13 protein-coding genes and 1 pseudogene are annotated in these 12343 nt (G+C 55.6%); 3 read left to right on the forward strand and 11 right to left on the reverse strand.

The window, feature by feature from the left end; translation table 11 throughout:
• Positions 1 to 76: 76 nt before the first annotated feature.
• Positions 77 to 772, forward strand: coding sequence for a dethiobiotin synthase (gene bioD, locus ACQG11_RS20035; protein WP_015570628.1), 696 nt, complete (start codon positions 77 to 79; stop codon positions 770 to 772).
• Here bioD and clcB read toward each other — a convergent pair.
• The 7 genes from clcB to ACQG11_RS20070 all read right to left on the reverse strand — a co-directional run bounded on the left by clcB (position 707) and on the right by ACQG11_RS20070 (position 7986).
• Entirely contained in the window at positions 707 to 2017 is a 1311-nt protein-coding gene (gene clcB / locus ACQG11_RS20040; RefSeq protein ID WP_426728701.1) for a voltage-gated ClC-type chloride channel ClcB, read from the reverse strand. The two genes, bioD and clcB, sit on opposite strands and share 66 nt — an antisense overlap.
• Positions 2018 to 2121: 104 nt before the next feature.
• Positions 2122 to 3270, reverse strand: a complete 1149-nt coding sequence (gene osmV, locus ACQG11_RS20045) for an osmoprotectant ABC transporter ATP-binding protein OsmV (RefSeq protein ID WP_022647969.1) — start codon at positions 3268 to 3270, stop codon at positions 2122 to 2124.
• On the reverse strand, positions 3270 to 3917 hold the full coding sequence (osmW, locus tag ACQG11_RS20050; protein ID WP_022647970.1) for an osmoprotectant ABC transporter permease OsmW: 648 nt from the start codon (positions 3915 to 3917) through the stop codon (positions 3270 to 3272). Before osmW ends, osmV begins: the two co-directional genes overlap by 1 nt.
• Positions 3918 to 3925: 8 nt before the next feature.
• On the reverse strand, positions 3926 to 4825 hold the full coding sequence (osmX, locus tag ACQG11_RS20055) for an osmoprotectant ABC transporter substrate-binding protein OsmX (RefSeq protein WP_017694085.1): 900 nt from the start codon (positions 4823 to 4825) through the stop codon (positions 3926 to 3928).
• 18 nt (positions 4826 to 4843) lie between these two features.
• A complete protein-coding gene (gene osmY / locus ACQG11_RS20060; protein WP_022647971.1) occupies positions 4844 to 5554 on the reverse strand; it encodes an osmoprotectant ABC transporter permease OsmY in 711 nt (236 codons plus the stop codon).
• Positions 5555 to 5815: 261 nt separating this feature from the next.
• Entirely contained in the window at positions 5816 to 6559 is a 744-nt protein-coding gene (locus tag ACQG11_RS20065; RefSeq protein WP_426728702.1) for a YoaK family protein, read from the reverse strand.
• Between the two features lie 299 nt (positions 6560 to 6858).
• Positions 6859 to 7986: an alpha/beta hydrolase gene (locus ACQG11_RS20070; protein ID WP_426728703.1), complete on the reverse strand. Its 1128-nt coding sequence runs from the start codon at positions 7984 to 7986 to the stop codon at positions 6859 to 6861.
• A gap of 114 nt (positions 7987 to 8100) precedes the next feature.
• Between ACQG11_RS20070 and ACQG11_RS20075 the strand changes: the two genes are divergently transcribed.
• Together ACQG11_RS20075 and catA are read left to right on the forward strand one after the other, a co-directional pair.
• Positions 8101 to 8985 carry a LysR family transcriptional regulator gene (locus ACQG11_RS20075; RefSeq protein WP_426728903.1) on the forward strand — a complete coding sequence of 295 codons (885 nt, stop codon included), beginning with the start codon at positions 8101 to 8103 and terminating at the stop codon, positions 8983 to 8985.
• Positions 8986 to 9071: 86 nt separating this feature from the next.
• Entirely contained in the window at positions 9072 to 9731 is a 660-nt protein-coding gene (gene catA / locus ACQG11_RS20080; RefSeq protein WP_023300000.1) for a type A chloramphenicol O-acetyltransferase, read from the forward strand.
• Between the two features lie 56 nt (positions 9732 to 9787).
• On the opposite strand, the gene ACQG11_RS20085 is transcribed toward catA, so the two are convergent.
• The 4 genes and pseudogenes from ACQG11_RS20085 to ACQG11_RS20100 all read right to left on the reverse strand — a co-directional run bounded on the left by ACQG11_RS20085 (position 9788) and on the right by ACQG11_RS20100 (position 12340).
• The gene (locus tag ACQG11_RS20085) at positions 9788 to 10099 is read right to left on the reverse strand and encodes a YebG family protein (RefSeq protein WP_022647976.1); all 312 of its coding nucleotides are present in this window, start codon (positions 10097 to 10099) and stop codon (positions 9788 to 9790) included.
• Between the two features lie 108 nt (positions 10100 to 10207).
• Positions 10208 to 10821, reverse strand: a pseudogene (gene dmsD / locus ACQG11_RS20090) (Tat proofreading chaperone DmsD).
• Positions 10822 to 10866: 45 nt separating this feature from the next.
• Positions 10867 to 11721 (reverse strand): dimethyl sulfoxide reductase anchor subunit family protein, encoded by an 855-nt coding sequence (locus tag ACQG11_RS20095; protein WP_426728704.1) that lies wholly within the window; start codon positions 11719 to 11721, stop codon positions 10867 to 10869.
• Between the two features lies 1 nt (position 11722).
• Positions 11723 to 12340: a DMSO/selenate family reductase complex B subunit gene (locus tag ACQG11_RS20100; RefSeq protein WP_426728705.1), complete on the reverse strand. Its 618-nt coding sequence runs from the start codon at positions 12338 to 12340 to the stop codon at positions 11723 to 11725.
• Between the last annotated feature and the right edge of the window lie 3 nt (positions 12341 to 12343).

A 12343-nucleotide genomic window follows, 5' to 3' on the forward strand; every position in this document is an offset into this window, starting at 1 on the left:
TTCCCGTAGACTTTCCCCACTGAATTATTTACCTGGTTTATATTTTTTGAAGCATACCCAAGAGGTGGAATGAGTCATGCTTAAGCGTTTCTTTATTACTGGTACGGATACGTCTGTCGGGAAGACCGTCGTATCCCGCGCGTTACTTCAGGCCCTGGCGGCAAGCGGTAAACGCGTTGCAGGATACAAGCCGGTAGCAAAAGGCAGTAAAGAGACGCCAGAAGGGCTGCGCAATAAGGACGCCCTGGTTCTGCAAAGCGTCTCGTCTCTGGAACTGCCTTATGATGCCGTCAATCCTATCGCGTTAAGCGAAGAGGAAAGCAGCGTCGCTCACAGCGGGCTTATCAACTACAGTCTGCTTTCTGATGGCCTGGCAAATCTGAGTGAAAAGGTTGACCACGTTGTCGTTGAAGGGACCGGTGGCTGGCGCAGCCTGATGAACGATTTACGTCCCCTTTCCGAGTGGGTGGTGCAGGAGCAGCTGCCGGTGATTATGGTCGTGGGCATTCAGGAAGGGTGCATCAACCATGCCTTGCTGACGGCGCAGGCTATCGCTAATGACGGCCTGCCACTGATTGGTTGGGTGGCGAACCGTATTAACCCGGGCCTTGCGCACTACGCAGAAATCATCGACGTGCTGAGCAAAAAGCTGCCTGGCCCGTTGGTAGGCGAACTGCCTTATCTGCCCCGCGCCGAGCAGCGCGAATTAGCGCACTATATCGATCTCTCGGCTTTCGGCGGTATGCTGGCCGTAGATCGAGTCGTGGCGTAGCGTTCTCGACAATACCGACGCCACAACACAGGCAACCAGCAAACCGGGAAGTAAAAAATACTGCCCGGTCATCTCACATACCATCAAGGCCGACATGATTGGCGCATGCGTTGTGGCGGCGAGCAGCGTCGCCATTCCTGCCAGCCCAAGCAGGATCGCCGTCTCAGAGCCAGGAAACCACAGCGCAAAGATCTGCGCAAACAGCATTCCCGTTGCCATACCAACGAACAAGGTTGGCGTAAACACGCCTCCCGGTGCGCCGGACCCGCTGCTTGCCAGCACCGCCAGGAGCTTGCAGATAAAGACGCCGGCAATTACCGACAGCAGCGGCGGCGACTGCAAAAACGCCTGAACCACGCTGTAGCCATTCCCCCATACCTTCGGCGTCAGCAGCGACAGCAGCCCGACGATCAGACCCCCCAGCGCCAGCTGCCACGGTGGTGAGAGTTTGAGACGCAGAAAAAGAGAATGGCTGAAAGCCATTAGCCACATCAAAAGCGGGCCGCACAGCCCAGCCAGCAGACCCACGCCAACGATCAGGAAATAATCCACCGCCGTAAGCATCTCGCTGAGATGGACATCATAAAGCGTATTCGCGCCGGGACTTAACAGGCGCGTGGTCAGCAGAGCCACCACAGCGGCAATCACCACCGGGCCGAGGGAGGCCAGCATAAGTGTGCCAAACAGGATCTCTGCGATAAACAGGCTGCCCGCCAGCGGCGCATGATAGGCGCTGGCCATCCCGGCGGCGGCACCGCAGGCGATCCACAGTTTCCATTCGGATTTCAGCGTACAACGTTGTGCAAAAAAGGAGGCAGCGAGGGCGGCAAGCAGGATCATGGCGCCTTCCCGGCCGATGGCGCTGCCGCTGGCGACCACCAGCAACGAGGCGAGGGATTTCACCAGGCTGGCGCCGTAATCAAACTGGCCATCACCCGTTTCCAGCGCCTCCATATAATCGGTCGGGGCGTGGGGACGTTGTGCCGTCATGCGCTGCCATCCCCACAGTAGCACTCCCGCGGCCAGACCACCCAGCGCAGGCGTGAGCGCCCGCCGCCAGGGCGATAACGCGGCAGCGGCGTTCACCAGGCTTCCGCTTTCGTTGCTGAGAAACAACCACTCCAGCAGATACATGCTGTGGCGGAACACCGCAACGGCCAGCGCTGCCAGCACGCCGGTGACGGTAGCAATCAGGAGACGGCGAAACATCGCGCGGATGTCGGGGTATGCGTGAAGACGTTGCATGAAGTCGTGATTAACGGGGACGATACGATATTGTGGCGGGAAAACGTGAGGTTAGCAAAAGGTATGCGTGCGGAAAAAGGCCGGGCAGTACCCGGCCTGAATGCTTAACTCTCGCTATGAATATTCAATGCCCGGCGCGTACGCCCTGAGCTCAAATACTCCGCAATATAATCCTGGGATATCTCGCCGTTATAGCGTCCGTCCTCGTCCACAATCGGCATCCAGCTGGTGTTGCTCTCATACAGGCGAGAAAGCACCACGCGCAGGTTATCCTCGGCCTTACCTGTCATGCGGAACGGATGCAGAATATCACCGCAGCTGCCGCTGGCATTACGCGCTTCGCGGCGCTTCACAAAGCCCAGCGGTTTGCCGAGATCATCAACCACGGTAATGGCGCGAATATCGTTGTCATCCATGGTGGCGAAGGCCTCTGGCAGCGGCGTCGATTCGCGTACCGTAATCGTCGGCTGCTGGTCGGTGACGTCGCCCGCGGATACCAGCAGCAGGCGTTTCAACGTCCGGTCCTGACCAACAAACGAGCCGACAAACTCATTGGCGGGTTTCGCCAGCAGCTCGTCCGGGCTGGCGCACTGAACAATACGCCCCTGACGGAAGACGGCAATACGGTCGCCCAGCTTCAGCGCTTCGTCAATATCGTGGCTCACCAGCATCACGGTCTTTTTCAGCTTGCGCTGCATCTCCAGGAACTGGTTCTGGATCACCTCACGGTTAATCGGGTCAACCGCGCCGAATGGTTCATCCATCAGCAGGACCGGAGGATCCGCTGCCAGCGCGCGGATGACGCCGATACGCTGCTGCTGACCGCCGGACATTTCGCGCGGATAGCGGTGAAGGAATTTATGTGGATCCATTGCCACCATATCCATCAGCTCCTCGGCACGGGATTTACAGCGCGCTTTGTCCCAGCCCAGCATGCGCGGCACGACGGTAATGTTCTCTTCGATAGTCATGTTCGGGAACAGGCCAATCTGCTGGATCACGTAGCCAATGTTGCGGCGCAGGGTCACGGTGTCCATCCCGCTGGTGTCTTCGCCGTTAATCAGGATCGTCCCGCTGCTTGGCGTAATGAGACGGTTAATCATCTTCAGGGTAGTGGTTTTCCCGCAGCCGGACGGGCCGAGCAGCACGCACATTTCCCCTTCAGGCACGTTCAGGTTGACGTTGTCGACGGCCTTAAACGTCTGGCCGTGCTTCTGTGAAAATTGTTTGGTGAGGTTTTCCAGTTTTATCATTATCGAATCCCCTTCGGAGTCAGTACCACCTGCAAACGGTGCAGCAACCAGTCGAGCACAATCGCTAAAAGACAAATCATCAGCGCGCCCGCAATTAACATACGAATATCACTCCCGCCAATACCGTTAAGCAGCAGCAGGCCCAGACCGCCCGCGCCAATCACGGCAGCAATCGCCATGACGCCGATGTTCATCACCACGGCGGTTCGGATGCCGCCAAAAATGACCGGCAGCGCCATTGGGATTTCCACCCAGCGCAGACGCTGCCAGAAGGTCATGCCGATGCCGCGTCCCGCTTCGCGCAGGCCGGGTGGCAGGCTGTCGAGCGCCGTGTGGGTGTTGCGCACAATCGGCAGCAGTGAATAGAGGAACACCGCCGTAATCGCGGGCAGGGCGCCAATGCCCTGACCGATCAGCGAAAAGAGCGGGATCATCAGGCCGAAAAGCGCAATTGACGGGATGGTGAGCACAATGGTGGCAATCCCCAGCACCGGCGTTGCCAGCCATTTATGGCGGACAATTAAAATACCCAGCGGCACGCCAATAACAATCGCCAGGCCCACGGCGAGTGCCACCAGCCAGAGGTGTTGCAGCGTCAGGGTTAAGAGATAGTCCCAGTTGTCGAGAATATAGTGAATCGTCTCCATAGCGCCTCCTACAGCAACTGTTTGCTACGCAGGAAATCACGGGCGACCTGCTGCGGTGACTGATGGTCGATATCCACCTTCTTATTCAGTTCGGTGATAACGTCGTTGTTGAGCTGGGCTGAGAGGGTGTTCAGCGCCTCCTCCAGCCCCGGGTTAGCCTCCAGCGTGTCTTTTCGAACAACTGGCGTCACGGCGTAACTCGGGAAGAAGCCTTTATCGTCTTCCAGCACTTTAAGATCGAAGCCCTTCACGCGCCCGTCGGTGGTGTAGATCAGCCCGGCATCGACAAACCCGTCGCGCACCGCGTTATAGACCAGCCCCGGATCCATCTGGCGGATCTGCGGGCGGTCCAGCTCCATGTTGTAGGCCGCCTGCAACGGTTTCATCCCGTCGCTACGCCCGGCAAATTCCAGGTCAAGGCCCAGCAGCCAGTTGTTATCTGGATCGGTTTTACGGATCTGCTCAATCTTTGCCACCATCTCAGACATGGTATTGATATGTTCAGCCTCGGCGCGCTTGCGCTGCATGGCAAAGGCATAGGTATTGTTCATATCGGCAGGTTTAAGCCACACCAGACCGTGCTTTGCGTCGAGGCGTTTCACCGTCTCGTATGACTCCTGCGGCGACATGCGTTTGTTGATATGGTTGAAGATGATCAGCGACGTGCCGGTGTACTCCCAGGTCATATCAATCTGCTTGTTAATCATCGCGTTACGGGAAATCACCGTCGCAATATTAGTCTGCGGCTGCACCTGAAATCCTTTCTTTTGCAGATACTGTACGGTCATGGCCGAGAGAATGTGCTGCTCGGTAAAGCTCTTTGTTGCCAGGATCAGCGGCGCGGCGAGCGCCTGGCTGGTGAAGAGCGCGGCGGCGCACAGCGCCGTCAGGCCGGAAAACAGTCTCATAGAAGCTCCTTGTTATAATTATCGCGCGAGATGCGGGCTCAGTAGTCGACCCAGTGCCGCCAGCAGCGTATCCAGAATCAGGGCGAACAGGGCGGTGGCCGCCGCGCCCAGGATCAGCGTCGGGAAGTCATTCAGATAGATCCCCGGGAAAATCAGCTCGCCGTAGCTGCTGGCGCCAATCAGGAATGCCAGCGGTGCGGTACCGACGTTAATCGCAGTGGCAATGCGAATACCGGAAAGCATCACCGGCCAGGCGTTAGGAATTTCGACCTGATGCAGGCGCTGCCATTTGGTCATGCCGATGCCGTTTGCCGCTTCCAGCAACGACGCGGGAACAGAGCACAGCCCGGCATAGGTGTTACGCACAATTGGCAGCAAAGAAGCGAGAAAGAGGGCGATAATGGCCGGTTTATCACCGATGCCAATCACCACCATCGCCAGCGCCAGAACGGCCAGCGGCGGCAGGGTGTTGCCCACGTTAAAGATTTGCATCACGTATTCGGCGATACCCCGTGCCGCCGGACGGCTCAGCAGAATACCGCTTGGAATGCCCACCAACAGGGCAAAGAACATTGATGAAAAGACCAGAATCAGGTGCTGTTGACCGAGGTAGAGCAGGTCAACCTGGCGCGCCTTAATCGTCTCCAGTCCAATTCCCCAGGTGAGGAGAGCGAGGACCACGATAATCGCGCCGACAAAAAGCAGCGAACGTTTAAGTAATGGGTGCATTGCGGTGTGTCTCCCTGTGCGCATGCGTTATAGCAACCACCTGTTGCGGTTGCCTGTTGTTATGCCATGTTTCGGCAGGGGTACTTCACCTATAGCAAGCGAAACGGAAGGGTTCCAGCAAAGGGGGTAAAACAGTAACCCTATGAAATTAGTGACAACCTGAGTTAAGCCTTATGGCGTAAGGGCTGTCAGTGGGAAGGCAGAATAGTCTTAAAGAAGCACGCCTCAAGTGACAACGTCACTTGAGGCGTGCTGATCACCCTATCGACTAAGCGCGGCGCGTACCTTTCGAACGCGCCACGAGATACGAACGATTGAAAAGGCGGCGATAAACACCAGCATCAGGCCCAGTGCCAGCATCGCGTGGAATCCAAACTCTCTGAAGAGGATCAGCCCCGCAATCCCGCCGGTAATAAACGAGAAAAGGGTGGTTAAATGGGTTTTGAGCTGGCTCTTTTGCGCGGCCGTGTCTTTGGAATAATCCCGGCGCAGCATGGCGACCATAACGGAGGCCAGCGAAATGCCGGCATCGGTCAGCGTGCCGGTAATGTGCGTGGATCTCACCCGACCGCCGGAAAGCTGAGTTGAGGTGGAGTTATGAATTCCCATCAAACCGCACAGGAAAAGAATAATCTCCTGATTCGTGGCGAAGGAGTGAAAATACATTTCATAAAGGGATACCCCCGCAAGTAATAGCCCTTCAACAAATAAAACCTGGCTGAATATCAGCCTGACGTTATGGATAATTCCCCAGATAACAATAATCCGCGCAACAATGGCGCCAGTGACAAACGACAGAATAATGGCGCCAAAAAAAAGAATATCACTGAGATCGGTGGAGGAAACTTCGCTGGATAACTGCGATGTATTACCCGTCATATGAGAGGGGAAAAAGCCGAACGCGCCCAGCGCAATGGCATTCAGCAGTCCCGCGGAGGTCGCCAGCCAGAGTGCAAGACAACGATCCTCCTGATGCGTTCGTTCTTTCTTTAATTTAATCAGCAAAGAATACCTCCAGTTTGAGCTTTGCCTGACTTCTCAAGCTAACAAAGCGATGTCGCCGACTGACCAGGATATTGCTTAATTATTATTTCAACGGGAGGTATTCGAGGTTTTGTAATTAAATAAAATAACCCTGTTAATATAATGCCTTATTGCAGATGCCACGAGCAGACTGACGGGCAAAAATACTGTCCCAGTGTGCATGCTCGCTGTAGCGGGATGGGATTTGATTCAGTGTAGACATAGGTGTCATTCACGACGATGAGAAGAGATGCCCCCGTGATTTCCGGGGGCTTTGAGTGTTATTTCAGACTGGTTTTGAAGAACTGCTCAAACTGCGCGAACGGGATTTTTCCTGCGACGTTATCGTAGAGATCAACATGGTTTGCACCGGGAACAATCACCAGCTCTTTCTCTTTGCTGCCGACGGCCTTGAACGCATCCTCCGCAAAATAACGAGAGTGTGCGTTTTCACCGGTCACAATCAGCGTTGGGATAGTGATCTCCCCGGCATAGCTCAGCAGCGGCATATTCATAAAGGATAACGGCATGGTCGCAGTCCACGCGCCGGTGGAGTTTACGGAACGAGCATGGAAACCGCGCGGCATACGGTAGTAATCATAGAACTCTTTCAGTACCGGATGCGGATCGGTGGGCAGTGCTTCCGGCAGAATGCGCTCGGCCGCCGTCACCTTGCCATTCTCATCGACATTAATATCGTGGCCGCCATGGGCGAAAGTGCCGCTTTCAGCATCTTTCCAGCGCTGCGCGTTCAGATACTGCAACACGGCCCGACGATCGGCCGCTGAATAGCGATCTTTCCCGTTGCCCACGCCTTGACCCATCGCGCGGCTCATATCGTACATTACGCTGGTGGCGACCGCCTTCACGCGGGTATCCATGGATGCCGCGTTCAGCGCCATACCGCCCCAGCCGCAGATACCAAGAATGCCGATACGGTTACGGTCGACCTCTTTCTGTAACCCCAGGAAATCCACAGCGGCGCTAAAGTCTTCGGTGTTGATGTCAGGGGAGGCAACGTTACGCGGCTGGCCGCCACTTTCCCCCGTGTAGGATGGGTCGAAGGCCAGGGCCACGAACCCCTGCTCAGCCAGAGTCTGGGCGTACAGACCGCTGGATTGTTCTTTAACCGCACCGAACGGCCCACTGACGGCTATCGCCGCCAGTTTCTGGTCGCCGTGGTTCCTGGGAATGTACAGATCGCCCACCAGAGTGATCCCGTACCGGTTCTGGAACGTCACTTTGCGGTGGTTGACTTTATTGCTCTCGGCGAAGGTTTTATCCCAGGTTGTCACCATCGAAACGGGGGCGTTAGGATTTAGCGTTTCTGCATAACTCATTGTTGTCACTCCACTTAATGATGCGCATAACAGCAGCGCAACGGACAGTTTTTGGGTGAATGTTTTCATAAGAGGTACCGTGTGTTGTTGTAATGAGGCCATTATAGTTAGCAGAAATAGTGCTGATTAGAGGCCGAAAGCTGCTAGGATTAATATCATTTTGTTATGAATTGACGAGGCATGATGGCGAAGCGGGAAAACTATAATGAACTGTATCTCTTTATCCAGGTGGTGCGGGAGGGAAGCTTCACGGCAGCCGCACAGCGGCTCGGGCTGGCGCAATCCGGGATCAGCCGATCGGTTCGTGAGCTGGAAGAGCGGTTGGGCGTTCAGCTTCTGGTGCGTACTACGCGCAAGCTGTCGCTGACACACGCCGGGGAACAGCTTTACCAGACCGCCGGCTCCGCCTTTGATGCGCTTGATACCGGGTTGACCAGACTGGCGCATTACCGCCAGACGCCGTCCGGCACGGTGCGCATTAATGCCAGCCAGCACGCCATCGAGAAATGTCTGCTGCCAAAGCTCGCTATTTTCAAACAGCGTTACCCGGATATCCGTCTGGAATTGATGAATGAGAGCCGGTTCGTGGATATCATTGCGGAGCGATTCGACGCGGGCGTCCGGCTGGGACCAGAGGTGGGACAAGGAATGATTGCGGTGCGCATCACGCCCGATATGGAGATGGCTGTGGTTGCCGCCCCGGCGTATTTTCGGCGCTATGGTTTCCCGCAGACGCCCGCCGATCTGGATGCTCATCCCTGCATTGCCTACCAGTTTGCCGACGGTAACCACTATCACTGGGAGCTTGTTCAGGACGGGAAGCGAGTTACGCACCGGCCTGAGGGGCAATGGGCCTTTTCCGACAGCTACATGGAGGCTGAAGCGGCCCGGCTGGAACTCGGGCTGGCCTATGTCCCGGTTGAGCTGGTGGCTGACGATCTGGAGCGTGGCACGCTTATACGCGTCTTACAGCGCTACAGCCTGCGGATGGACGGGCTTTACCTCTATTACCCGCACCGCAACGTGTCCCCGGCGCTGAGAGCGGTTATTGATACGTTGAAAATTTAAGGCAGCCTCTGCTCGACGGTCTATACAGCTCCTGGGTTTGTGGTACGCTAGTATTTTATATAGCGCTGCTTAATTAAGGCAAAGAAATGACAAAAATAACGCCAGAATATACGGCTGTAGACTTATCGAGTTGGGCAAGGAAAGAACATTTTGAAGTCTTTCAGAGCTTTGCTCAATGCACGATTAACCAAACGGTTCAGCTGGATATCACTGCGCTGCTGAAACATATCAAACAGGTTGGCTGGAAATTTTATCCTTCGATTATTTCCCTTATTTCGACAGTCGTTAACCGCCATTCTGAGTTCCGTATGGCTATGAAGGATAATGAGCTTGTAATATGGAATGAGGTGCATCCCAGCTATACCCTTTTCCATAAAGAGACGGAGACGTTTTCATCATTATGGAGTCACTTCGACGGGAATATTCATCACTTTCAGAACGTTTATGCAGAAGACGTTTCTCGCTATGGTGATAATCTTGCCTACTGGCCCAAAGAAGAGTACCGGGAAAATATATTCTTCATATCGGATATTCCGTGGGTCAGTTTTACCAGTTTTAATATCAACGTGGCTAACATGCAGAACTTTTTTGCGCCCATGTTCACGTTTGGAAAATACTTTAACCAGGATGGAAAAGTCTTGTTGCCTTTCGCCGTTCAGGTTCATCATTCTGTCTGTGATGGTTTCCATGTGGCCAGACTAATCAACGAGTTGCAAGAGTTGTGTGATAATTTACCGCACTATTAAGCCGCGAGCCGTTTCCGGCCCGCGGCAGCAGGACAGGTGATGAGTCGTTCTGACGATCAGGCGGCTTTGACGGCCCGGATTTTTTTGCTGCTATCCGCCTCTGGCGCTGTTTTATCCGTTGCAGCATTGAGCTCGGGAAGCTTGCTGGTACGCAGGATATGCTGCACGGACTCTTTCTGCTCGGCAAGATACAGACCAAGGTTTTCCGCCTGCGTTTCATCCATCTGCATTCCGCTTTGCAGCAGCCAGTCGGTGAACGCTTCTGCCATGTCGAGCAGTTTGTCGTGAGCGTCAGCCTCTTTCTTACTGGCAAAAGTCATTTTCTCTTCACCTTTTCTTACGACCACGAATTTTGTTTCAACAGCCATTTTGCACCTCCAGCACTGTAATTATATACAGTATAGCAGTTCCGGATCTGCGTTGCAGCAAAAATGTCCGAACCTGGCTTACACAACGGATGTACAAGCCAGGAGCTGCTATCGGTACAGCGTTTTTTCTGCAATCGGGATCAGCAAAGTGGACTGCCATTCTGCCAGCGTCAGCTGGGCAAGTTTACCCAGCGCCGTATAGACGGATGGGCCGCGTTTTCAACGAATACGCTAAGGAAACGCGTGCTCCACGGCAGCAGATGCCAGGCCATAAGCTGGTCGCGTTCTGTGTCGCGACCGTTCTCGGCAAGCCATGCCGCCAGCATCAGCAACGTTCCGAAGTGATCTTCCGGCTCATTCTGCTGCATCTCAAAGGCGATATGGTTTTCACGCATCCACTGGCGCAATGCAAGGGTCGAATCGCCAAACAGCACGGACTCGCGATCGAGCCAGACGGAGCCCCACGGGGGGGCGGGCAGGGCATACGGGCCAATAAACAGACGCTGCCAGGCGTCTTTCAACGCTTCGTCCGACGGGTTCTTAAACATACTGGCCACGGGCTGCAGGCTTTCCTGCGCCAGCGGCCAGTCCTGCATCCAGTCACCTGCGGTCAGGGCACTCACCAGCGGTGCGGTCTGCTCGCTGTCAGGGGCAAAATAAAACAGCGCGCCCAGTACCCGGGCGCTGAACGCGAACGATTCGCGGTGTGAGACGTCATTCATTACAACTTTCCTTACTTGTGCGCGGGGGTAGCCCGCGCACCTGTGTTAACCTGCAATTGCTAACCCTGCGGTCATATGCAAACCATAAAATAGCCCACGGCCAATCAGTTCACCCACCGCCACCAGCACGAAACCTGCAAACAGGCCGAGCGTTTTCGGTTCCTGACGACGAATAAGCGGACAGATCCAGCAGCCTAAACCCGCCGCCAGCAGCGCGATGCGCCATACCTGAAGCGAACCATAATCCGGCAGCAGGGCGTTAGCCTGCTGGATAGAACTCTGGATCGTCCCCAGCGTATTGCTTTGCAACACGACGACCGCCACGCAGGCGATGAGTGCCAGTACGCTGACAGACGCGGCAAGGGTACCTTTGTATGTCACGTTTGCGACCCGCAGCAGCAGCGCGGCCAGCAGCGGGCCAGTAAGAGCCATCGTCAGGAAGAAGGCCAACGTGGTGTAGCCCGTATACCAGGTCGGTACGGTATCGATCTGATAGACCCGGGTCATCGCCCAGACAAAAACGACACCCAGGAGCTGGCTGACAACCAGCCAGATTTTGCCTAAAGCTGGGGGCATTTTACCGATAACCGACACCAGCCACCAGAAACCGCCCACGGCAAAGAAGATCGAACCCGCCGCGATCTCATTACTCAGCGCTGACGCTCCCACGCGGTTAAGCGAGTTGAAGGCGCGCAGCGGGGAGCCAAGATGCAGTACCGAGGCCATAAACCCAATACCCATTACCAGCCAGAGAAAAAACAGGCTGCGCACGATGCGTATTCTGGCCTTGTCATCACCTTCATTCAGCCAGGCGAAGCCCATCACGATTAATGCGCCAGCCACGCACTGCCCGAAAACGGTGAAGATCACCAGCGGCCATTCATGCCATCCACTTCCCATCTCACACCTCCTTCGGGTTTGCCAGGTAGCCGGTGGTGTCACCCGTCGGACGGCTGTTGGCGTTAGGTTTAATCACAATACTCGGCTTCGTGAAGTGCGCAGACGGCAGCGGCGCGACCGCAGCAAGCTGGCCGTGTTTTTTGCGCAGCTCTTCAATCGGGCCAAAGTCCAGCGCGCGCAGCGGGCAGGACTCGACGCAGATGGGCTTTTTGCCGTCCGCCACGCGGCTGTGGCAGCCGTCGCACTTGGTCATGTGGCCTTTAGCCGCGTTATACTGCGGCGCGCCGTACGGGCAGGCCATGTGGCAGTAGCGACAGCCGATGCAGACATCCTCGTCCACCACCACAAAACCGTCGTCTCGCTTGTGCATTGCCCCGCTCGGGCAGACCTTAGTGCAGGCCGGATCTTCGCAGTGGTTGCAGGCAATCGACAGGTAATAGGCGAAGACGTTCTGATGCCAGACGCCGTTATCCTCCTGCCAGTCGCCGCCCGCGTATTCATAAATACGACGGAAGCTGACGCCCGGGGTCAGGTCTTTATAATCCTTGCAGGCCAGCTCGCAGGTTTTACACCCGGTGCAGCGGCTGGAATCAATAAAAAATCCATACTGGGTTGTCATCGG

Source organism: Enterobacter cloacae complex sp. 372C4 (genome assembly GCF_050030615.1).
GTDB classification, from domain to species: domain Bacteria; phylum Pseudomonadota; class Gammaproteobacteria; order Enterobacterales; family Enterobacteriaceae; genus Enterobacter; species Enterobacter intestinihominis.

What these genes read in the sequence shown, in the direction of transcription:
- bioD (WP_015570628.1), top strand. Translation starts at nt 77, where the DNA reads ATGCTTAAGCGTTTCTTTATTACTGGTACGGATACGTCTGTCGGGAAG.
- clcB (WP_426728701.1), bottom strand. Translation starts at nt 2,017, where the DNA reads ATGCAACGTCTTCACGCATACCCCGACATCCGCGCGATGTTTCGCCGT.
- osmV (WP_022647969.1), bottom strand. Translation starts at nt 3,270, where the DNA reads ATGATAAAACTGGAAAACCTCACCAAACAATTTTCACAGAAGCACGGC.
- osmW (WP_022647970.1), bottom strand. Translation starts at nt 3,917, where the DNA reads ATGGAGACGATTCACTATATTCTCGACAACTGGGACTATCTCTTAACC.
- osmX (WP_017694085.1), bottom strand. Translation starts at nt 4,825, where the DNA reads ATGAGACTGTTTTCCGGCCTGACGGCGCTGTGCGCCGCCGCGCTCTTC.
- osmY (WP_022647971.1), bottom strand. Translation starts at nt 5,554, where the DNA reads ATGCACCCATTACTTAAACGTTCGCTGCTTTTTGTCGGCGCGATTATC.
- ACQG11_RS20070 (WP_426728703.1), bottom strand. Translation starts at nt 7,986, where the DNA reads ATGAAAACATTCACCCAAAAACTGTCCGTTGCGCTGCTGTTATGCGCA.
- ACQG11_RS20075 (WP_426728903.1), top strand. Translation starts at nt 8,101, where the DNA reads ATGGCGAAGCGGGAAAACTATAATGAACTGTATCTCTTTATCCAGGTG.
- catA (WP_023300000.1), top strand. Translation starts at nt 9,072, where the DNA reads ATGACAAAAATAACGCCAGAATATACGGCTGTAGACTTATCGAGTTGG.
- ACQG11_RS20085 (WP_022647976.1), bottom strand. Translation starts at nt 10,099, where the DNA reads ATGGCTGTTGAAACAAAATTCGTGGTCGTAAGAAAAGGTGAAGAGAAA.
- ACQG11_RS20095 (WP_426728704.1), bottom strand. Translation starts at nt 11,721, where the DNA reads ATGGGAAGTGGATGGCATGAATGGCCGCTGGTGATCTTCACCGTTTTC.
- ACQG11_RS20100 (WP_426728705.1), bottom strand. Translation starts at nt 12,340, where the DNA reads ATGACAACCCAGTATGGATTTTTTATTGATTCCAGCCGCTGCACCGGG.